The following is a 21,727-nucleotide window of genomic DNA, read 5'->3' on the forward strand; positions in this document are numbered from 1 at the left end:
AAGCGCCACCCGTTTTGGCAGGGCATGGCGCGCTCAACCCACCGGGTGCACAGGGCTTGGCTACACTGCCGCCTTTGCAGCGGCGCCTGTGCTTGGCGCCGCACCTGCCCCCAGCAGCCGCCCCCGGCGGCCCTGACCTGCCTGCTTTCACTGCGCCATGCCTTCCGACACCACCTCCGCCCTGCACTTTGACGCCGTGATCCTGGGGGCCGGTGCGGCCGGGCTGTTCTGCGCCGCCCAGGCCGGCCAGCGCGGACTGAAGGTGCTGCTGATCGACCATGCCGAGAAGGTGGCCGAGAAGATCCGCATCTCCGGGGGCGGACGCTGCAACTTCACCAACCGCGATCTGGATGTGCGCGCGCCGCACAAGCACTATGTCGGCCAGAACCCGCAGTTCTGCCGCTCGGCCCTGTCGCGCTACACGCCGCAGGACTTCATTGCCCTGATGGAGCGGCATGGCATTCCCTATGAGGAAAAGCACAAGGGCCAGCTGTTTGCCACCACCAGCGCCGAAGACATCATCCGCATGCTGCTGGCCGAGTGTGCCGACGGCGGCGTAACCCGCTGGCAGCCCTGCCGCGTCGAGAAAGTGGTGCATGCAGCCGCAGATGCGGAGGCGGACACCGACGGTACGGGCAGCTACCAGATCCACACGGACCGCGGCCTGGTGCGCACGCCCAGGCTGGTGCTGGCCACCGGCGGCCTGTCCATCCCCAAGATCGGCGCCACCGATTTCGGCTACCGCCTGGCCCAACAGTTTCAGTTGCCGCTGATCGAGCGCCGTGCCGGCCTGGTGCCGCTGACCTTTGACGGCGCGGCCTGGCAGCCCTACGCCCAGCTGGCCGGTCTGGCCCTGCCCGTGGAAATCAGCACCGGCAGCAAGAAGGAACGCATGGCCTTTCTGGAAGACCTGCTGTTCACCCACCGCGGCCTGTCCGGCCCGGCGGTGCTGCAGATCAGCAGCTACTGGAAGGACGGTGCACCGCTGCACATCAACCTGCTGCCCGGCGTGGACGTGGCGCAGCTGCTGGCCAGCGCCAAGCTGCAGTCGCGCAAGCTGGTGGTGAACGAGCTGGCCCAGCACATGCCCACGCGCCTGGCCGAGGCCTGGGTGGCCCAGCACCCCGAGCTGCAGCGCCCCATCAACGAGGCCAGCGACAAGGCCCTGGCCAAGCTGGCCGACCAGATCACGCGCTGGGAAATCACGCCCACCGGCAGCGAAGGCTACAAAAAGGCCGAGGTGACGCTGGGCGGCATCGACACCAAGGCGCTGTCGCAGCAGACCATGGAGTGCAAGGCACAGCCCGGCCTGTACGCCATTGGCGAGGTGGTGGACATCACCGGCTGGCTGGGCGGCTACAACTTCCAGTGGGCCTGGGCCAGCGCAGCCGCCTGCGCCGAGGCCATGGCGCTGTCCGCCGGCATGGCGGCGGACTGACGCCACCCGCCACCCCGCTGGCGGCTGCAGCCGCAATTCCCCCCACTTACTTCGCCCCGGTCTACTCCGCCAGCGCCGCCCCGCCGGCCACGGTCCCGCCCGCCGTGCCGGGCCGCCACAGCGGGTCGGACCCGAGGTAGGCATGCGCCCAGCGCTCCAGCTCCGGCACCGGCAAGGGCCGGCTGAAATAAAAGCCCTGCAGCTCCTCGCAGGCCAGCGCACTGAGCATCTGGGCCGTGGCGCGGTTTTCCACGCCTTCGGCCACCACCTTCAGGCCCAGGGAATGCCCCAGGCTGATGATGGCGCGCGTGATGGCCAGATCGGCCGGATCGTCCAGCATGTCGTGGACAAAGGATTTGTCGATCTTCAGCCGGTCGATGTCGAAGCGCTTGAGGTAGGCCAGGCTGGAGTAGCCGGTGCCGAAGTCGTCGATGGACAGCTGCACGCCCAGCAGCTTGAGCGCCACCACCTGGTCGGCGACACTGGGCGCGCTTTCCATGAGCTGGGATTCGGTGATCTCCAGCTCCAGGTGCTGCTCCGGCATGCCCGTGCGCTCCAGCACCGCGCGAATGTCGGCCGCCAGCGAGGGGTCGGCCAGCTGCACGGCCGACAGATTGACCGACAGCCCCACGCCCATCAGCGCACCGCCCGCCACCGTGCTGTCCTGCCAGCGCATCCATTGCGCACAGGCCTGCTCCAGCACCCAGGCGCCCAGGCTGCGGATCAGGCCGGTTTCTTCGGCGATGGGAATGAATTCGCTGGGAGGCACCGATCCCAGCAGCGCGCTGTTCCAGCGCAGCAGCGCCTCCACCCCCAGCAGCTGGGCACTGCGCGCGCCCACCCGGGGCTGGTAGTGCACGCTCAGCTCGCCCCGCTCGATGGCGCGGCGCAGCTGCTGCTCCATGGTCTGGCGTGCCTGGCCCCGCAGGTCGGTTTCCATCGAATAGAAGCAGGCCATGTCGCGGCCGGTGGTCTTGGCCTCGTACATGGCGGCATCGGCGCGGCGCATCAGCTCCTCGATGTCGGCGCCGTCCTCGGGGTAGACCGCAATGCCCACGCTGCAGGACACATTCAGTTCGTGCCCTTCCACGGAATGGCTCTGGCGGATCAGGCGGATCAGGCGCTGCTCCACCATGTTCTGCACATCGGCGCGCCCGGTCACGCCGCGCATCACCACCACGAATTCGTCCCCGCCCAGCCGGCTGACCGTGTCGCAGCTGCGCACCGACTGCTGCAGCCGCCCGGCCACCGAGCGCAGCAGGCCGTCCCCGATGTGGTGGCCCAGGGTGTCGTTGATGGTCTTGAAGCGGTCCAGGTCGATGAACAGCACGGCCACCTTCTCGCCGGTCAGCTGTGCCTGGGCCAGTGCCGCCTGCAGCCGCAGCACGCACAGCGAGCGGTTGGGCAGCTCGGTCAGCACATCGTGGTGGGCCAGGAACTGGATGCGCTCTTCGTTGAGCTTGCGGTCGGTGATGTCGATCGCAATCCCGATGTGGTTGAGCACCGCCTCGCCCTTGACCGGCCGCACCGCCGAGACCATGAGCCAGGCGGGGTAGGTTTCGCCGTTCCTGCGCCGAAAACGCACTTCGCCCTGCCAGGATTCCTTTTCCACCATGGTGCGCGAAATCTGTGCCGACAGCGGCTCGCCCTCCCGTTCTTCCAGCAGCAGGTCCAGGCTCTCGCCGATGACTTCGTAGAAGTCGTACTGGGTGCTGCGGCAGAACGCCTTGTTCACGCTGATGATGTGCTGCTCGGCGTTCATGATGATGATGCCCTCCGAAGAGGCTTCGAACACCTTGGCCCACAGCTCCAGGCGCTGCTCCATCACCTTGAGCACATTGATGGGCGTGAACGCCGTCAGCACCGCATCCTGCCCCTGGAACTGCAGGCGCCGTGCCGACAGCACCGCCCACGAGGGTTCGGCGCCACCTTTCCAGCGCACCTCGAATTCGTCCACCACGCCCTGGTCCGCCAGCCGCTGGAAGAAGCGTGCCCGCACGCCGGCCTCCAGGCCCACGGCCCAGGGGTCCAGACGCCGGCCGTTGAGCCAGGGCTGCGCCGGCGCATTGGCGTGCAGCACCTGGTGCTCCGGAATCGAGGTCACGACCATCGGGATCGGGAAGGCCTCCACCAGTTCGCGCTGCGCCTGGGCGGCCCGGGCGCTGGCCGCCAGCTCCTGCTGCAGCAGGCGTTCATGGTCCAGCTGGGCCAGCATGCCGTTGAAGGCGGTGACCAGGCGGCCGATCTCGTCGCGGCTGTTCCAGTGCGCGCGCAGGGTGTGGTCGCCGCTGGTGCGCACCTTGTCGGCCACGCCGGCCAGCTGCTGCAGCGGCCGGGCAATCTGGCGTGCCACCAGGGTCACCAGGCTCAGGATGCAGCCCAGCAGCACCAGGGCCGTGCCCAGGTGCAGCCACATGCGCGCAAACAGGCTGTCCACCCGTTGGTGGAGCAGGCGCTCCAGCTCGGTGATGCCGACATTCCAGGCGCCGGTCAGCGCCCCCAGCACCGCGGCCTCATGGGTGCTGAGCTGGGCCAGCGTGCCCGTGGCATCGCCGTTGGCCATGTCCTGGATCTGCCGCTGGAAGTCGTCCAACGTGGCTTTGAGCTGCTGGCGCGGCCCGGTCAGGGCTTCGCGCATCTGCGGGGAACCGGCCAGAAAAGCCTGGTTGAAGTCCGACTCTATGCCTTGCGCCACCGCATCCAGCCGCCCGGCCAGGGTCAGCAGGTCGGACGACCATTGCGGGTTGCGCGCCAGCGGGCTGGCGGCCAGAAAGCCCATGGTGTCGTAGACGGTCTGCAGCAGCACCGGGTAGCGCAGCGCCACCAGCGACATCACGTAGTAGCTGTCCAGATCCGGGTCGAGGATCAGGTTGGACTGGTTGCTGACCGTGGTGAGCAGCTCGCGCCCGTCGCGCAGCAGCTGGTTGCGCAGGCGCGAGAGCGCCGCCCCATCCTGGGGCGACAGTGGCGCCAGGGCCTGCAAGGTGTCGGCAAACTCCTGGCTGGCCTGGGTGGTCTGCAGCTGCTCGTCATGCGCCTGGCGCACCTGGGCCAGCCGCTCCAGGGCCTGCGCGACGGGCAGGGGTTGCTGGTCGGCCGGCAGAAAGCGGCCCAGCAGGCCGTCGCGCACCACGGCGGCGTAGGTGGTGCCGACGATTTCCTTGCGCGTGAAATCGATGGACAGGTATTTCTCGTGGATCAGGATGCTGGAGACGTAGATCACCGCGGACAGGTCCAGCAGGTAAATCAGCATCAACTTGCGACCCACACTCAGGCGTCCCAACCAACTCGAAACCCGGTACATCAACGACATGGCGCCTCCGCGGCGGCCCGTCCTGCGCTGGCAGCGGCCGCCCTGTGGTGAATCTGACAAAGCCTGGAGGCTCTAGCAAATTCCGCACCCAATTGCACAGGCATGCATGGCGGCGGTGGCCCCCAGGCGACAGCGAGCGCGGCAAAGCCCAGGCCGGAAGCGGGAAACGACAGGAAACGATGGGCAGTACCTGGAAGCGACTCGAAGCGACTGGAAGCGACTGGAAGCGACTGGAAGCGACTGGAAGCGACTGGAAGCGATTGGGAGCGATTGGGAGCCACTGAGAAAGACTGGAATCGGCAGCCTGCGCTGCGGGCCGGTTCCTGCCCGGCCACGCCGGGAGCGGGCCGCCGGCATGAGCGAATCAGCGCCTTCCATGGCGCATCTGCGGGCCTCCTGCGCACAGCGCAGACAGGGCGAAATGCGCCGGCTGCAGCCCAGCGGCTTGCATGCGCCAAGGATGCGGCTATAATGCTCGACTTTGCTGGCAACCCCGTCCGCCATACTAGTTCATAGAGACGGGGACAACCGCTGTACATGGCTCTTAGGCCCGATCTTCCCGAGAACCCGCTGGCAGCACAGATATATCTGGAAATTGAATGACTACCATCCGCGTCAAAGAAAACGAACCCTATGAAGTTGCTCTGCGCCGCTTCAAGCGCACCATCGAAAAGCTGGGCCTGCTGACCGACCTGCGCGCTCGTGAATTCTACGAAAAGCCCACCGCTGAACGTAAGCGCAAGAAGGCTGCCGCCGTCAAGCGCCACTACAAGCGCGTGCGCAGCATGCAGCTGCCCAAGAAGCTGTACTAATCAGCCTCTAGGATTCGTCGGCCCTTAAAAGCCGCAACCCGCGCTAGGGACGCCAAGCGCGGGTTTTTTGTTTTCTGGCCACTGCGAACACCGATTGCGGCGCAGTGACCTCCCCGCAGATGGAGCGCCACGCCGAGGCAAGGCCCTGCAACGCCGTGACCGGTGTCACGCCCCATCCGCCCGCACCCAGGAGAGAGCGATGAGCTTGAAAGCCCAGATTACCGAAGACATGAAAACCGCCATGCGTGCCAAGGACAGCGCACGCCTGGGCACCATCCGCCTGCTGCAGGCCGCGATGAAGCAAAAGGAAGTGGACGAGCGCGTGGAGCTGGATGATGCTGCCGTCATCGCCATCGTCGACAAGCTGATCAAGCAGCGCAAGGACTCCATCGCTGCCTTCGAAAGCGCCAACCGCCAGGATCTGGCCGACGTGGAAAAGGCCGAAGTGGAAGTGCTGAAGGTCTACCTGCCCGAACGCATGGGCGAGGCCGAAATCACCGCGGCCGTGGCCGCGATCGTGGCCGCAGTCGGTGCCACCGGCCCCGGCGACATGGGCAAGGTCATGGGCGCCGTGAAGTCCCAGCTGGCAGGCAAGGCCGATATGGGTCTGGTGTCGGCCGCCGTGAAGGCTGCGCTGAGCAAGTAAGCGCCGGGCTCTTGGAGAGCCGTGGAAAAAAGCGCCTGCGGGCGCTTTTTTCATGCCTGCAGCACAGCCAGCTGCTCATCCGCTGCGGTCTTCAGGCGCCGGGCCCCTGCAGGCCCGCTTCCTCCACCAGGTAGCGCTGCAGGAACTCCACCGCCACGCGCACCTTGGCCGAGCGGCTCAGGCGGCTGGGATAGACCGCCCAGACATTGGCCTCCTGGGTCCAGCCGGCCAGCACCGGCACCAAGCGACCGTCGTCCAGCATGGGCTGCACATCCCAGATGGAGCGCAGGATGATGCCGTGGCCATCCACGGCCCATTGCACCGCCATCTCCCCGTTGTTGGTGGACAGCGGGCCGGTCACCTTCAGCGTGCGCTCCTCGGCACCGGCGCGCAGCTTCCACACGCCAAACGGGTGGTCGCGCTCCTTGATGACCAGGCAGTCGTGGGCCGGCAGTTCATCGATGCTGCGCAGTGCCCCGCGCCGCTGCAGATAGCCGGGTGCTGCGCAGAGCACGCGGTGGTTGGCTCCCAGCTTCCTGGCCAGCAGGTGGGGAGCAATCTCGTCGCCCACCCGCACATCCAGATCGAAGCCTTCGGCCGCCACATCGACGATGCGGTCCAAGACTTCCAGCCGCACCTGCAGGCCGGGGTGCTGCGCGATCAGCCTGGAGCAGGCCGGCGCAATCACATTGCGACCGAAGCCAAAGCTGCTGCTCACGCGCAGCAGACCGCGCACCTCGGCGCGGGTGGTGCTCACATCCTGCACCAGGTGGTCGATGTCATCCAGGATGCGCTGCGCCCATTGGAAGACGCGCTCGCCCTCCTCCGTCACCGCCACGCGGCGGGTGGTGCGGTGCAGCAGCCTGACGGCCAGTTCTTGCTCCAGCAGGCGGATGCGCTTGCTCACATAGGCCGGCGAGGCCCCCAGCTCCTGCGCGGCCGCCACAAAGCTGGCGCGGCGCACCACGACCAGGAACACACGCAGGTCTTCAGGCAGCAGGTTTTTAAACACGATATGTAAATAATCAAAGCACAAACAAAGGATTGGCTTCATTACATCATGGGTCAGAATCAGGCCCACGCACTTTGATGGAAAGCACGACCATGAGCATCCCCCCCAAGAAAATTGCCGTCATCGCCGGCGACGGCATCGGCAAGGAAGTCATGCCCGAAGGCCTGCGCGCGCTGGAAGCCGCAGCCCAAAAATTCCAGCTGCCGCTGGAATTCCACCACTTCGACTGGGCACACTGCGACTACTACGCGGCCCACGGCACGATGATGCCGGACGACTGGAAGGCTCAGCTCAGCGGCATGGACGCCATCTTCTTCGGCGCCGTGGGCTGGCCGGCCACCGTGCCCGACCATGTCTCGCTGTGGGGCTCGCTGCTCAAGTTCCGCCGCGAGTTCGACCAGTACATCAACCTGCGCCCGGTGCGCCTGTTCGAAGGTGTGCCCTGCCCGCTGGCCGGCCGCAAGCCCGGCGATATCGACTATTACGTGGTGCGCGAGAACACCGAGGGCGAATACACCGCGCTGGGCGGCATCATGTTCGAGGGCACGGACCGCGAGATCTGCATCCAGGAATCGGTCTACAGCAAGCACGGCGCCCAGCGCCTGCTGAAATACGCGTTCGATCTGGCGCAGAGCCGCAGCAAAAAGCATGTGACCCTGGCCACCAAGAGCAATGGCATTGCCATCAGCATGCCGTGGTGGGACAAGCAGGCCGACGCCATGCACCAGGCCTACCCCGAAGTGACGCTGGACAAGCAGCACATCGACATCCTGACCGCGCGCTTTGTGCTGCAGCCGGGCCGCTTCGATGTGGTGGCGGCCACCAATCTGTTCGGCGACATCCTCTCTGACCTGGGCCCGGCCACCACCGGCACCATCGGTCTGGCCCCGTCGGCCAACCTGAACCCCGAGCGCAGCTTCCCGTCGCTGTTCGAGCCCGTGCACGGCTCGGCCCCCGACATCTACGGCCAGAACATCGCCAACCCGATCGCCATGGTCTGGTCCGGTGCGTTGATGCTGGATTTCCTGGGCCACAGCGAAGGCAACTGGCGTGCGGCCCACGATGCCATCGTGGCGGCCATCGAAACCGTCATCAAAGCCGGCCCCAAGACGCCGGACCTGGGCGGCAGCGCCAACACCACGCAGGTGGGCGAGGCCATTGCAGCGCAGATTGCCCAGGGCTGATGCACTGACCGTGGGGCGATGGCGGCCGACGCGGCCGTCCATCGGCATCGCCGGTCCTGCCTTTGGATCGGTTTTCCCGGACTTTCAGACCGGAACCTTTGCGTTCCGGCCGCTCCGGCTCTAGAAAGCAGGTGGCCGCGTGCACAGCGACGGCTTCCTGCTTTTTCCTTTTCTGGAGCCGGTATGGACACAGACCAGCTGTTGCACTCCTTCCTGGAAGCATCGCCCTGCACCCCTGCGCTGGGGGACAGCACGGCCCGCAAGATCTTCTTTGCGGCCCTGGGCCAGCTCAGCGGCGGGGCCATCCGCATCGCACCGCGCGACCCGGCTGCGCTGCAGACCCTGGAACAGCTGCAGGCGCACTACACAGACCGGCTGCAGTTGCATGAGGTCTACAGTTTTGGCCTGGCCGCAGACCGGTTCAAGGAAGAATCCAAGCGCCACTGGCGCACGACCGGGCACCTGCTTACCCTGGACGGCACCCCCATCCTCTCGGTGCACTGCCACGAGGATGGGGAGGCCGCCGTGCAGGTGCTGCACCAGCCGGCGGTGGCAGCGCTGTGCAAGGTGGTCACCGACAGCCTGCAGGCCATGCTCACCCGCCACATTGCGCAGCAGAACCCCAGCTTCAATGCGTCGGCCTTTTTCAGCGACTACCGCCGCGTGATGCCCCATGGCGGCGGCTTCTTTCAGCTGCACGCGCCGCGCGAGCTGGACGACTTCAGCTCCGTCACCGACCGCTACCGCATGTACCTGCTGGGCAAGGAAGGCATGCCCACGCGCCTGAGCCGCTTTCTCGGCTGGAGTGGGGACAGCGGCACCCAGGCCCGGTTCGCCAGCGAGGCCGGGGAAGTGGAGGTGAACGCCCGCGATGTGCTGTTCTATGTGGGCGTGCAGGAAGACCGCCCGCGCCTGCTCAAGCTAGCCGAGCGGGCCGCACGCCCCACCTCCTGGGCGCTGCGCCAGCGCATCCACTATGTGCCGTTCGACGCCTCGCCCTACAGCGTGGTGCTGGAGCAGGCTTTTCACGGCCATCTGCGCCTGGAGGCCGTGTGGGTGTACTTTGTGAAAAAGGCCGACGCCGTGGCCTTCTGCGCGCATTTCCAGGGGCCGCAGATGGGACCGCTGGATGCCGTGGACCCGGCCAGGTTGGCCGCGTTGGGGGTGACCCGGCTGGAAGGCGCGGCACTGGGCAAGCTGGACGGGCAGGCCCTGGCACCCGCCCCCCAGCCCCTGGTCTGGGGCAAAGCCTAGGCCCGCCCGCACCGGACTGCGGAGCGGCGGGCGCACCCGCATTCACCGCCAGCGCCCGCGGCCCTTTTCGCAAGGCTGCACACGGTCCTTACGGTCCTGACAGCCCGGACGGCCCTGCTTCAGCCTTGCTTGCCCGCGCCGTCGTCGTGGCGCGGTGGGGCAATGTGCTCGATATTGCCCAGCACCAGGGCCCGGCCGGCAAACAGGCCGCCGGCGGTTTCCAGCGCAAAGCGTTCGGCATCGCGGCTGCGCACCTGCTCCAGCAGCAGTTCGGCCTCACTGTCGTCCACACCGATCACCTTCAGCGTCTGGCGGGCCATCACCATGGCCGATTCAAAGGTCTCGCGCACCACATGGTCGGCATCGTGGCGCACCAGCTCCAGCGCATGTTCGCGATCAAAGGCCCGCACCACCAGCTGCACATGCGGGCATTCGCGCCGCACGTTCTCCACGATGCGGGTGGCTGCGGCCTTGTCGTCCACGCAGACGACGATGGCCTGGGCGTGCTTCGCCCCCGCCGCATGCAGGATGTCCGGCCGCGCACCGTCGCCGTAATAGACCTTGAAGCCATACAGCGCCGCGGCGCGGATGGTGTCCGGGTCGTTGTCGATGATGGACAGCTGCACCCCCTTGGCCAGCGGGCCCTGGCTGGCGATCTGCCCCACGCGGCCAAAGCCGATGATCAGCACATTGCCCTGCAGGTCCTGCGGCGCTTCCACACCGTCCAGCGACAGCGCGTCAGCCCGCACCCAGCGCTTGTAGAGCACCACCACCAGCGGCGTGAGCGCCATCGACAGCACCACGATGGCCGTCATATTGGCATTCACCTCCGCATCCATGACGCGCAGCTTCAGCGCTTCGGTGAACAGCACGAACGCGAACTCGCCGCCCTGCGCCATCAGGATGGCGCGGTCCATGGCCTCGGCATGCGGGCTTTTGGCAAAGCGTGCCACCAGATAGATGCACAGCGCCTTGCCCACCATCAGTGCCAGCACCCCGGCCACGATCAGCGGCCAGTTGCGCCCCACCACCTCCAGGTTCAGGGCCATGCCCACCCCCAGGAAGAACAGGCCCAGCAGCAGGCCGCGGAAGGGTTCGATGTCGGCCTCCAGCTGGTGGCGGAAGCTCGACTCCGACAGCAGCACGCCGGCCACAAAGGCCCCCAGCGCCATCGACAGACCGCCCCACTCCATCAGCAGCGCCGCCCCCAGCACCACCAGCAGCGCTGCGGCGGTCATCACCTCGCGCGCCTTGGCCCGGGCCAGCACCTGGAACATGGGATTCAGCAGCCAGCGGCCGGCGGCCACCAGCGCACCCAGCGACAGCACGGCAATGCCGATACGCTGCCACAGCGGCGAAGCCGATGCACTGGCGGCGGCCGCATCGGCCGGCGCCAGAAAGGCCACCACCGCCAGCAGCGGCACGATCAGCAGATCTTCAAACAGCAGAATGGACACGATGCGCTGGCCCTGGGGCGCATGCAGATCGCCCCGTTCGGCCAGCACCTGCATCACGATGGCGGTGGACGTCAGCACAAAGCCCGCGCCGCTGACGAACGCCACCTGCCACGGGAAGCCAAACGACACCCCCACCCCGGTCAGCAGCAGGGCCGACAGCACCACCTGCATGCTGCCCAGGCCGAAGATCTGCCCGCGCAGGCCCCACAGATGGGAGGGCTTCATCTCCAGCCCGATGACGAAGAGGAACATCACCACGCCGAGCTCGGCCACATGGATGATGGTCTGCGCATCGGTCAGCAGGCCCATGCCGAACGGACCGATCACCAGACCGGCGGCCAGATAGCCCAGCACGGCACCCAGCCCCAGGCGTTTGAACAGCGGCACACCGACAACGGCGGCCCCCAGCAAAGTCACGATTCCCACCAGTTGGCTGGTATTGCCGTCTGCGGCCATTGGCAGTTCCTTGTACGTGCATTCCGAAGGCCGCGGCATGCGCGGCAGGGTCAGCGATGCTAACGCACATCCCATGCCTATCCGGCTACTTCCGCGGGATGGCCATATGCCAGAAAGGCCCGTACGCAGGCCCGCTCACGGGCCGCCGCAGCCGGCGGCTTCAACCCTTGCGGCAGCGGCTCAGAGCTGCGCCACCGGCGCCAATGCCGGCGCTTCTGCCAGGCGCCGGATCAGCCACTGCTCCAGGTCCTGGGGTGACAGCGGACGGGAAAACAGAAAGCCCTGGGCCACCGGGTAGCCCTGCTCGCGCAGCATCACGTTCTGGGTGGCGGTTTCCACCCCTTCGGCCACCACGGTCAGGTGCAGGCTTTTGCCGATGCCCAGGATGGCGCTGCTCAGTGCGCGGGCGGCTTCGTCGTGCTCCAGGTCCGCCACAAAGCTGCGGTCGAGCTTCAGCTCGCTGACCGGCAGGCGGCGCAGATAGCTGAGGCTGGAATAGCCGGTGCCGAAGTCGTCCATGGACAGGCGCACGCCGTGCGCGTGCACCTCGTCGATGGTCTTCATGGTGCTGGGGTTGGTGTCCAGCAGAATGCTTTCGGTCAGCTCCAGCGTCAGGTCCTGGGGCGCCAGCGCATTGCGGTCCAGCGTGTCGGCGATCATGCGCGGCAGGTCCAGGTTGTGGAAGCTCGACGGCGAGAGATTGACCGACACCGCCGGCACCGCCAGCCCCTGGGTGCGCCACTGCGCCAGCTGGCGGCAGGCCTCGCCCAGCGCCCAGCGGCCCAGATCGGCGATCAGGCCGCATTCTTCCGCCAGCGGAATGAAGCGGGCCGGTGACACCTCGCCCAGGTCCGCATGGGTCCAGCGGGCCAGGGCCTCCACACCGTAGAGCTGGCCGCTGGCCATGTCGATCTGCGGCTGGTAGTGCAGGCGCAGCCCGCCCTCCTGCAGCGCCTTGCGCAGCGCCGTCTCCAATGCCAGCCGTTCCTGGGCGAGGCGGTTCATTTCGCTGCTGAAGAAGCTGAAGCGGCCGCGGCCCTGGCTCTTGGCCTGGTACATGGCCATGTCGGCGCGGTGCACCAGCGTTTCCATATCGCGTCCATCGGCCGGGAACATGGCAATGCCGATGCTGGCGGACACGGCCAGCGAGGTCTCGGCAATGGTCAGCGGTGCGGCCAGCAGCTCCTGCAGGCGCTCGATGGTGTTGGTGACATGCTCGGCATCGCACTGCGGCAGCACCGCCACGAACTCGTCGCCCGACAGGCGCCCGGCAATGTCCGAGCCGCGCAGCACCTGCTGCACGCGGCTGGCGACATTGCGCAGCAGCTCGTCACCGGCCGGGTGGCCCAGAGAGTCATTGACCTGCTTGAAGCGGTCCAGATCGATGAACAGCACGGCCAGCTGTTCGTCGTTGCGTGTGGCCGAAGCAATGGCCTGGTCGGCCTTGGCCTGCAGCAGGCTGCGGTTGGGCAGGCCCGTCAGGCCATCATAGAAGGCCAGCTGGCGGATGCGGGCGCGGGCGTGTTCGCGCTCCAGCGCCAGCGCGCACAGGTGCGAGCAGGCATCCACCAACTGCTGGTGGAAGGCCGAGGAGGCATCGGTGCGGGGCTCGCGGTAGTAGAAGGCAAAGGTGCCGATGGGGTGGCCCTGGCTGTTGCGGATCGGTGTGGACCAGCAGGCGTGGTAGCCCAGCGGCAGGATCAGCTGCTTGTAATTGCTCCACAGCGGGTCCTGGGCGATATCGTCCACCTGCACCGGTGCATTGCGCCATGCCGCCGTGCCGCAGGAGCCCACCTGGGGGCCGATGGCCACGCCGTCGAGCTGCTGCGAATACGACGAAGGCAGGCTGGGGCCTGCCAGCGGGTGCATCAGGCCCTGTGCGTCCACTTCCAGTATGGATGCGGTCACTTCCGGGGCGATGCGCTCCACCTCCTGGCAGACCATTTCCAGCACCTCGGCCAGCGGCCGCTCGCGGGCCATGGCTTCCAGCACCCGGTGCTGCAGCGCTTCGTGCATCTTGGAGCGGGTGATGTCGGTGAGCATGGACACCGTGTAGCGCCACTGCCCGTCGGCATCCAGAATCGGGTTGCTGATGACCTTGGCCCAGTAGCGCTGGCCGTTCTTGCCGACCACGATCTCTTCGCGCCCCACCGGCCGGCCGGCACGCAGCTCGGTGCGGTAGATGTTGACGAATGCTTCCGACATCTGGGGCGCCAGCAAGGCAATCGGTGTGCGCCCGGCCACTTCCTCGGTGGTCCAGCCGAACATGCGGGTAAAGCCGCCGTTGACGTGGAGGATGCAGGACGCCCCGTCGCTGATGAGCACCGCCGTGTCGGAGGCGTCCGCCACCAGCGACAGACGGCGCAGATGCTCCTGCTGCGCCTGCTCGCGGGCATGGCGCGCCGTGATGTCGGTGGCGACCTTCAGGATCTGCAGCACCCGGCCCTGGGCATCCAGCACCGGCGAATAGGTGGCTTCCAGCCAGCAGCTGCTGCCATCGCTGCGCAGGCGTTCCACAATGCCCGAATAGGCATGGCCCGCACACAGGCTGGACCAGATGGTCTCGTACTTGTCGCTGCCCAGCAGGGCGGGCGTGCAGAAGCTGCTGTGACGGCGCCCCCGGGCCTGTGCCGCCGAGAGCCCCATCAGTTTCAGGTAATTGGCATTGGCATGGCACAAGGTGCCATCGACCTCGAATGCGGCTATGGCCATCACCCGGTCCAGGGCCTGCAACTGTGCCAGTTGCAGCGCCTGCGACAGTGCGCCGTGCGCAGCTCCCTCTTGCATGCTGATTCCTTTTGCTTCATCCGACGAATCGGTGGCGAGGCAACGGTCGGCAGCCCTCCTCTGCGTGGACCGGTGACTTTTTATATTGATCGCAATAATAATAAGGACGAACGCGATATTTACAAACTATATATCTGGTGTATTTCGCGCGCCGGCGCCGCCCTGCTGCCGCCTGCAGACGACCGGCACGGCGCCCGCCCCACGGACAGGCCGCAGCCGCCTGTCCATCCGCCCAAAGTAACCACCCACCACAGCGTGAGACATGCAGCGTCCCCTCTGCGCCGTGGGGGCAGCACCCCATGGCCCCAAGCCACAGGGTTATCAGTTGCGTGTCAGCTTCCCGGCCCTACGGCCGCGCTTGCCGCAGCCACAGGCCGGAGGCGGCCTGCGCCGCCCGGCGCGCTCAGCGCCGCAGCCATTTCCCGCCGAACTGGTTGACCACCATGCCCAGCAGCACGCCGGCGGTCCCCAGCCACTGCAAGGCCGTGGGGAATTCCCCCAGCAGCAGCATGGCCGACAGCAGGCCGATCACCGGCACCAGCAGGGACAACGGCGCCACGGTGCTGGCGGCATAGCGCTGCAGCAGGCGCGTCCACAAGCCATAGCCCAGCAGCGTGGAAAGGAAGGCCAGGTAGGCGATCACCCCCAGTTCCCGCAGACCGATGGCCTGCAGCTGCTGCGCCACCTGGTCGGCGCCGTCCAGCCACAGCGACAGAAGCAGCAGCGGGACAATGGGGAACAGACTGGTCCAGACGATGAAGGACACCGGCTCATACGGCCCCTGCTTGGCGGCCATGCGCGTGAGCAGATTGGAGCTGGCCCACATGGCTGCAGCGCCCACGGTGAAGAGAAAGCCCAGCAGCGTCATCTGGCTGGCCCCGTCGCCATGGGCCGCACCAATCAGCACCAGGCCGGCAATGGCCACCGTCAGGCCGATCCACTGCCAGCGCTGCGGCTTTTCGCCCAGCAGCGCAGCGGCCATCAGCATGGTGATGAAGGCCTGGGTCTGCAGCACCACCGAGGCCATGCCGGCCGGCATGCCCAGCTTCATGCCGGTGAACAGCAGGCCGAACTGCCCCACCCCCTGCACCAGGCCGTAGGCAGCCAGCAGCCCCCAGGACAGATTGCGCGGCGGGCGCACGAACAGCAGAAACGGCAGCGATGCCGCGACAAAGCGCAGCGCGCACAGCAGCAAGGGCGAGAGCGTGGCCAGGCCCCACTTCATCACCACAAAGTTCAGCCCCCAGACCACGATGACGATGAGAGCGCTGAGCCAGTCGGCACGGGACATGCCCGCGGTGGCAGAAGGGGAGGCAGAAGTCATGAAGCTTTGTTGTTATGCGTGAATGGAAAGCAGCCGTTCAGTATCGCCCGACCGCGCCCGCCGTGCAGGCCAGGTGGCATGGAGCAAATTGGATGCCACGCTGCCGCGTGTCCATGGCGGGCCCGCCGGGCTCCCGGCCAGGCCCCCTGCGCACCCGCTGGGCATGTGCGGGCCGCGATGAAAAAAGCAGCCCGCAGGCTGCTTTCACGGAGACGGCCCTGTGCAGCGCTCAGCTGCCGGCCACCTTCATGCGGTTGATCAGGATGGAGCCCACGGTCTTGGCCCCGTAGTTGTAGGCATCGGCGCCCACGGCCTCGATGCCCTGGTACATGTCCTTCAGGTTGCCGGCGATGGTAATTTCCTGCACCGGAAAGGCGATCTGGCCGTTTTCCACCCAGAAGCCGCTGGCGCCGCGCGAATAGTCGCCGGTCACATAGTTCACGCCCTGGCCCATCAGCTCGATCACGAACAGACCGGTGCCCAGCTTCTTCAGCATGGCGTCCAGATCGTCGCCCGCACGCGTCAGGCGCGAGGTCAGGCTCAGGTTGTGCGAGCCGCCCGCATTGCCGGTGGTCTTCATGCCCAGCTTGCGTGCCGAGTAGCTGGACAGGAAATAGCCTTCCACCCGGCCGGCGTCCACTACCTTGCGCGCCTGCACTTTCACGCCTTCGTCGTCATAGGGCGAGCTGCCCTTGCCGCGCAGGATGAAGGGGTCTTCCGCGATGTCGATGTGCTTGGGAAATACCTTCTTGCCCAGGGAATCCAGCAAGAAGCTGCTCTTGCGGTAGAGCGTGCCGCCGCTGATGGCCTGCACAAAACCGCCCAGCAGCCCGGATGCCAGCGTGGATTCGAACAGCACCGGGCATTCGGTGGTGGGGATCTTGCGGCTGCCCAGGCGGCTGAGGGCGCGCTGGGCGGCGTAGCGGCCCACGGCCTCGGGCGATGCCAGTTCCTTGGCGTCGCGCATGGAGCTGTACCAGTAATCGCGCTGCATCTCGCCATTCCGGCCAGGCAGCGAGGCAATCGGTGCCACCGACAGGCTGTGGCGCGAGCTGGCATAGCCGCCGCTGAAGCCCCGGGTGTGGGCGCTGAAGAAATGGCTTTGCTGGGCCGAGACGCTGGCTCCTTCGCTGTTGGTGATGCGCTTGTGGGTGCCCAGGGCGGCTGCCTCGCATTCCAGGGCGATGCGTGCGGCCTCTTCGCTGCTCACGTCCCAGGGGAAGAACAGGTCCAGATCGCGGTGGGTGCCGGGCAGGGCGATATCTTCGGCATCGGGCAGACCGGCGGTCGGGTCTTCGGCCGTGAAACGGGCGATGTCATAGGCAGCCTGCACCGTGCGCTTGACGGCTTCTTCCGAGAAGTCGGAGGTGCTGGCGTTGCCGCGGCACTGGCCCACATAGACCGTCACGCCCAGCGACTTGTCGCGGTTGCGTTCCACCGTCTCCAGCTCGCCCTTGCGCACGCTCACGCTCAGGCCGCAGCCCTCGGAAGCATCGGCGCCGGCATCGGTGGCACCCAGCTTTTTGGCATGTGCCAGCGCCTGGTCTACCAGGCCCTCAAAAAAGTCGCGGCGGTAGCTGAATCCGGAATCGGCCTGCACGCTGCTGGTGCTTGTGGAGCTGGGACGGGGTTTTTTCATAGCGGCAGCTATGATACTTGCCACTGCGGCGCTCCCTGCGCCGCCAAGACAATTGCCCCCTCACCATGTCACGCAAACCCACCAAGGGCTACTTCGTACGAGGCAAGTTCGTCGCCGAAGGCAGCGAACTCGACCTTGAACTGAAGGCCGAACTCAAAGGCACTTGGGATTCCACCAAGACCGACCTCAAGCGCGAAAGCGATGCCCTCCAGGACCTGGGCAAGGAGCTGCTCACGCTGCGCCGCGGCCTGCTGGAGCGCCTGCAGCTGCCCGACAAGCTGGTCGAAGCACTGGCCGAAGCGCTGCGCATCACCAACTTCGAAGGCAAGCGCCGCCAGATGCAGTTCATCGGCAAGCAGATGCGCAAGCTCGACGAGCAGCAGATCGCCGCCATCAAGGATGCGCTCAATGAACAGCGCAACGGCGCCAGCATCGGCAAGCAGCAGACGCAGATTGCCGAGCACTGGCGCGACCGCCTGATCGAAAGCGACGACCACCTGGGCGTGTGGATGGACCAGTTCCCGGCCACCGACACCCAGCAGCTGCGCGCACTGATGCGCCAGGCCCGCAAGGACGATGCCGCCGCCAAGGCCAAGGCCGCCGAGGCCGAAGCCAAGGGCCAGACGCCCCCGCCCGCCACCAAGGGCCGGGCCTACCGCGAGCTGTTCCAGCTGGTGCGCTTCCACATCACCGGCGGCGAAGCTGCCGAAGGCGGTGACGCCGAGGACGATGCCGATGAATGAGCCGGTGCGCCAGGCGCCTGCCGCCGATCCGGTGAAGATCGGCATTGTCTCCATCAGCGACCGCGCCAGCAGCGGGGTCTATGAGGACAAAGGCCTGCCAGCGCTGCAGGACTGGCTGGGCCGTGCGCTGCACAACCCCATCACCTTCGCCGCGCGCCTGATTCCCGACGAGCAGGCCACCATCAGCCAGACCCTGGTGGAGCTGGTGGATGCCGGCTGCAGCCTGGTGCTGACCACCGGCGGCACCGGTCCGGCCCTGCGCGATGTGACGCCCGAAGCCACGCTGGCCGTGGCCGACAAGGAGATGCCCGGCTTTGGCGAGCAGATGCGCCAGATCAGCCTGGCCTTTGTGCCCACGGCCATTCTCTCGCGCCAGGTGGCGGTCGTCCGCGGCAACTGCCTGATCATCAACCTGCCCGGCCAGCCCAAGGCGATCGCCGAGACGCTGGAAGGCCTGAAGGACGCCGAGGGCGTGCAGAAGGTACATGGCATCTTTGCCGCCGTGCCCTATTGCATCGACCTGATTGGCGGCCCCTACCTGGAGACCCAGGACAGCGTCTGCAAGGCCTTCCGCCCCAAGAACGCGGTGCGCGTGCGCGCAGCCTGACTGCCTGACACCGGCGCCGCAGCGCCCCTCGGCGGCCTCTCAAGGCCGCCCCACCCCGCGGGCGCCCTCCCCCTGCCACTCACGTGCTCCCGCTTGCGCACAGCCGGCCGCTTTACGCAGCGGTTACCGGCGGTGCCCAGCCGCCTGCAGCGGTCTTGCGCACCCGCCGCGCGGGCTGGTGCGTTTTGCCGTCCAATCGACCGCTGGCGCCCTGCCGAGGCGCTGCCATCGTCAGTTATTCCAGAGCACCCAGCTTGCCTGTGGTGCCTGTCCCTGTTGCCGCTGCATGAAATCATCCATCGCCCTGACCCTGCTGTTTGCCCTGTGCACCATGATCGGTCCACTGGGCATCGACACCTACCTGCCCTCGTTCCACGCCATCGCCCAGGAATTTGCCGTGGGCCCTGCAGCCGTGCAGCAGACGCTCAGCGCCTATGTGCTGGCCATGGCCATCACCATGCTGTTCTACGGCACGCTCAGTGACACCTTCGGCCGCCAGCGCGTGCTGCTGTGTGCCGCCATGGGCTTTGCCCTCACCTCCTGCGTGGCGGCCTTTGCCACCAGCATCGAGGCGCTGATTGCCGTGCGCTTTGTCCAGGGCCTGACGGCCGGTGCCGGCATGGTGGTGGTGCGCGCCATGGTGCAGGACCGCTTCCAGGGCGCCGATGCCCAGCGCATGGTGAGCATGGTCATGTTCTGCTTTGGCCTGGCCCCGGCGCTGGCGCCGATTTTCGGCGGCTGGCTGCAGACCCATGGCGGCTGGCGCGCTGCGTTCTTCTTTCTGTCCGGCTTTGGCGTGCTGCTGGCCCTGCTGTGCTGGCGTGCCCTGCCGGAAACCCTGGCGCCCGAGAAGCGCGTGCCGCTGAAGCTGCGGGTGATTGCCGGCAACTACCTGACCGCCCTGCGCAACGGCCGCTTTCGCCTGATGGTGCTGGGCCTGGCACTGATGGCCGGCGCCAACTCGGTCTACATCAGCTCGGCGGCGGAATTCATCCTGAACGTGCTGCACCTGGAGGAAACCTCGTTCGGCTGGCTGTTCATTCCGTTGATCGGCGGCTCCATGATCGGCTCGGCCCTGTCCGGCTCGCTGGCCAAGCGCATTCCGCCGCGTGTGCAAAAGGCCATGGGTTACACCTTTTTGCTGGCCGGCTGCGCCAGCAATGTGCTCTACAACGCCTTCACCGATGCACCCGTGGTGCCCTGGGCCGTGCTGCCCATCACCTGCTACACGCTGGGCATTTCGCTGCTGATGCCCATCCTCACGCTGCAGGTGATGGGCATGTTCCCGCAGATGCGCGGCCTGGCCTCGTCGCTGCAGGGGTTCACGCAGATGAGCGTGTTCGCCACCATGGCCGGCGCCGTGGTGCCCCACCTGTTCCACAGCGGCCTGGCCTTGGCGCTGGGCCAGGCCATCACCGTCTCGCTGGGGGCGCTGATCTGGTGGTGGGCCACGCGCACACCGGTCCCGCAGGCCGACCGCAGCCGCGTGGCCTGAGCGGCCCCGCCTGCCAGGCCTCTCCGCTACCGTTGCGCCGGGCGCCGTCGCCTGCATCGGCAGGGCCGGTTGGTGCCCCGAGTTGGTGGCCCGCGTTTGCCCCTCACCTTGGTGACCAGCGGCGGCCCTGACCTGGCAAGCCCGGAGTTTCCCCTGCGCACTTGCCCGCTATCCGGCGGCGAGCCGCAGTGCCAGCATGTGCAGTGCAAGTGGCGTTCAGCGCCACGGACCACAACATCTACAGGAGACACTCGCATGCGGCAGCAACTCACGCCCTTGGCCATGGCAATCTGTGCACTGGGCCTGGCCCACGGTGCGGCACAGGCCCAGTTCAAGGAACCGGCCACCGTCAAGATCGGCTTCATTACCGACATGTCCAGCCTCTACGCCGACGTGGAAGGCAAGCATGGCGCCACCGCCATCCAGATGGCGATCGATGACTTTGGCGGCAAGGTGCTGGGCAAGCCCATCGAGCTGATGACGGCCGACCACCAGAACAAGGCCGATATCGCCGCCAGCAAGGCACGCGAGTGGATCGACCAGCAGGACATCAGCCTGGTGTTTGGCGGCACCAACAGCGCCACGGCCCTTGCCATGGCCCAGGTGGCCGCCGAGAAGAAACGCATCTTCGTGGACAACGGCGCCGGCAGCTCGGCCCTGACCAACGAGCAGTGCACGCCCTATACCGTGCACTATGCCTTCGATACCGTGGCCCTGGCCAAGGGCACGGGCCAGGCCGTGGTGGAAGCCGGCGGCAAGAGCTGGTTCTTCCTGACCGCCGACTATGCCTTTGGCCATGCGCTGGAGGCCGACACCACCAAGATCGTGCAGGCCAACGGCGGCAAGGTGCTGGGTGCCGTCAAGACGCCGCTGAACGCCAGCGACTTCTCCAGCTTCATGCTGCAGGCACAGAACAGCAAGGCGCAGATCCTGGGCCTGGCGAATGCCGGTGGCGACACCGTCAACTCCATCAAGGCCGCCAAGGAATTCGGCGTCACCAAGACCATGAAGCTGGCCGGCCTGCTGGTGTTCTTCAGCGACATCCACAGCCTGGGGGTGAAGAACACCGAAGGCATGCAGTTCACCGCCCCCTGGTACTGGGACATGAACGCCGAGTCGCGCAAGTTTGCCGACAAGTTCATGGCCAAGACCAAGCGCCGCCCCAGCGAGATCCAGGCCGCCGACTATTCCGCCACCATGACCTGGCTGCAGGCCGTGCAACGCGCCGGCACGCTGGAGGCCGACAAGGTGATGGCCGAATGGAAGGGCAAGCCCATCAAGGACTTCTTCGGTGAAGGCGTGATCCGCCCCGATGGCCGCTACGCCCACGACATGTACCTGATGGAAGTGAAGTCCCCCGCCGAATCCAAGGGCACCTGGGACTACTACAAGATCATCAAGAAGCTGCCCGCCGACCAGGTGTGGACCACCAAGGCCGAGAGCAAGTGCCAGTACTGGAAATGAGCTGAGTCGGCGACAGGCCACCACCCCGGTGGCTGCCTAGAATGCACGGGCTGCACCCTTGCGGGTGGCAGCCTGTGTTTGTTTCTGCCTGCCGAA

At 66.8% G+C, this 21,727-nt stretch carries 15 protein-coding genes; 9 read left to right on the forward strand and 6 right to left on the reverse strand.

Going from position 1 to position 21,727, the window contains the following annotated elements; all coding sequences use genetic code 11:
- Positions 1 to 157: 157 nt before the first annotated feature.
- Positions 158 to 1,438 carry a BaiN/RdsA family NAD(P)/FAD-dependent oxidoreductase gene (locus QM470_RS03685; RefSeq protein WP_283338253.1) on the forward strand — a complete coding sequence of 427 codons (1,281 nt, stop codon included), beginning with the start codon at positions 158 to 160 and terminating at the stop codon, positions 1,436 to 1,438.
- Between the two features lie 61 nt (positions 1,439 to 1,499).
- Here the strand turns inward: QM470_RS03685 and QM470_RS03690 are convergent, their stop codons facing one another.
- Positions 1,500 to 4,751 (reverse strand): EAL domain-containing protein, encoded by a 3,252-nt coding sequence (locus QM470_RS03690; protein WP_279999917.1) that lies wholly within the window; start codon positions 4,749 to 4,751, stop codon positions 1,500 to 1,502.
- A gap of 599 nt (positions 4,752 to 5,350) precedes the next feature.
- Between QM470_RS03690 and rpsU the strand changes: the two genes are divergently transcribed.
- Together rpsU and QM470_RS03700 are read left to right on the forward strand one after the other, a co-directional pair.
- A complete protein-coding gene (gene rpsU, locus QM470_RS03695; RefSeq protein WP_003052999.1) occupies positions 5,351 to 5,563 on the forward strand; it encodes a 30S ribosomal protein S21 in 213 nt (70 codons plus the stop codon).
- A gap of 199 nt (positions 5,564 to 5,762) precedes the next feature.
- Positions 5,763 to 6,209, forward strand: coding sequence for a GatB/YqeY domain-containing protein (locus QM470_RS03700; protein WP_280014065.1), 447 nt, complete (start codon positions 5,763 to 5,765; stop codon positions 6,207 to 6,209).
- A gap of 91 nt (positions 6,210 to 6,300) precedes the next feature.
- Here the strand turns inward: QM470_RS03700 and QM470_RS03705 are convergent, their stop codons facing one another.
- Entirely contained in the window at positions 6,301 to 7,221 is a 921-nt protein-coding gene (locus tag QM470_RS03705) for a LysR substrate-binding domain-containing protein (protein ID WP_283338254.1), read from the reverse strand.
- Positions 7,222 to 7,313: 92 nt separating this feature from the next.
- On the opposite strand from QM470_RS03705, the gene QM470_RS03710 reads away from it, so the two are divergent.
- A complete protein-coding gene (locus tag QM470_RS03710; protein WP_283338255.1) occupies positions 7,314 to 8,405 on the forward strand; it encodes a tartrate dehydrogenase in 1,092 nt (363 codons plus the stop codon).
- Positions 8,406 to 8,588: 183 nt separating this feature from the next.
- Positions 8,589 to 9,659 carry a hypothetical protein gene (locus QM470_RS03715; protein ID WP_283338256.1) on the forward strand — a complete coding sequence of 357 codons (1,071 nt, stop codon included), beginning with the start codon at positions 8,589 to 8,591 and terminating at the stop codon, positions 9,657 to 9,659.
- Positions 9,660 to 9,778: 119 nt separating this feature from the next.
- Here QM470_RS03715 and QM470_RS03720 read toward each other — a convergent pair whose 3' ends face one another.
- The 4 genes from QM470_RS03720 to pmbA all read right to left on the reverse strand — a co-directional run bounded on the left by QM470_RS03720 (position 9,779) and on the right by pmbA (position 17,322).
- Positions 9,779 to 11,572 (reverse strand): monovalent cation:proton antiporter-2 (CPA2) family protein, encoded by a 1,794-nt coding sequence (locus QM470_RS03720; RefSeq protein WP_283338257.1) that lies wholly within the window; start codon positions 11,570 to 11,572, stop codon positions 9,779 to 9,781.
- Between the two features lie 180 nt (positions 11,573 to 11,752).
- On the reverse strand, positions 11,753 to 14,359 hold the full coding sequence (locus tag QM470_RS03725) for a sensor domain-containing protein (protein ID WP_283338258.1): 2,607 nt from the start codon (positions 14,357 to 14,359) through the stop codon (positions 11,753 to 11,755).
- A 403-nt stretch (positions 14,360 to 14,762) separates the two neighbouring features.
- On the reverse strand, positions 14,763 to 15,650 hold the full coding sequence (locus QM470_RS03730) for an EamA family transporter (RefSeq protein WP_502846808.1): 888 nt from the start codon (positions 15,648 to 15,650) through the stop codon (positions 14,763 to 14,765).
- 262 nt (positions 15,651 to 15,912) lie between these two features.
- A complete protein-coding gene (pmbA, locus tag QM470_RS03735; RefSeq protein ID WP_283338260.1) occupies positions 15,913 to 17,322 on the reverse strand; it encodes a metalloprotease PmbA in 1,410 nt (469 codons plus the stop codon).
- 65 nt (positions 17,323 to 17,387) lie between these two features.
- Here pmbA and yjgA point away from each other — a divergent pair, with 65 nt between their 5' ends.
- From yjgA to QM470_RS03755, 4 genes are all read left to right on the forward strand, one after another.
- Positions 17,388 to 18,065, forward strand: a complete 678-nt coding sequence (gene yjgA, locus QM470_RS03740; RefSeq protein ID WP_280014073.1) for a ribosome biogenesis factor YjgA — start codon at positions 17,388 to 17,390, stop codon at positions 18,063 to 18,065.
- Positions 18,058 to 18,672, forward strand: a complete 615-nt coding sequence (gene mog / locus QM470_RS03745) for a molybdopterin adenylyltransferase (RefSeq protein WP_283338261.1) — start codon at positions 18,058 to 18,060, stop codon at positions 18,670 to 18,672. Before yjgA ends, mog begins: the two co-directional genes overlap by 8 nt.
- A gap of 286 nt (positions 18,673 to 18,958) precedes the next feature.
- Positions 18,959 to 20,167, forward strand: a complete 1,209-nt coding sequence (locus QM470_RS03750; protein ID WP_283338262.1) for a multidrug effflux MFS transporter — start codon at positions 18,959 to 18,961, stop codon at positions 20,165 to 20,167.
- A 255-nt stretch (positions 20,168 to 20,422) separates the two neighbouring features.
- Positions 20,423 to 21,631 (forward strand): ABC transporter substrate-binding protein, encoded by a 1,209-nt coding sequence (locus QM470_RS03755; RefSeq protein ID WP_280013073.1) that lies wholly within the window; start codon positions 20,423 to 20,425, stop codon positions 21,629 to 21,631.
- The last annotated feature ends 96 nt before the right edge of the window (positions 21,632 to 21,727 follow it).

The organism is Comamonas sp. 17RB (assembly GCF_030056555.1).
GTDB lineage: Bacteria > Pseudomonadota > Gammaproteobacteria > Burkholderiales > Burkholderiaceae_C > Comamonas > Comamonas terrigena.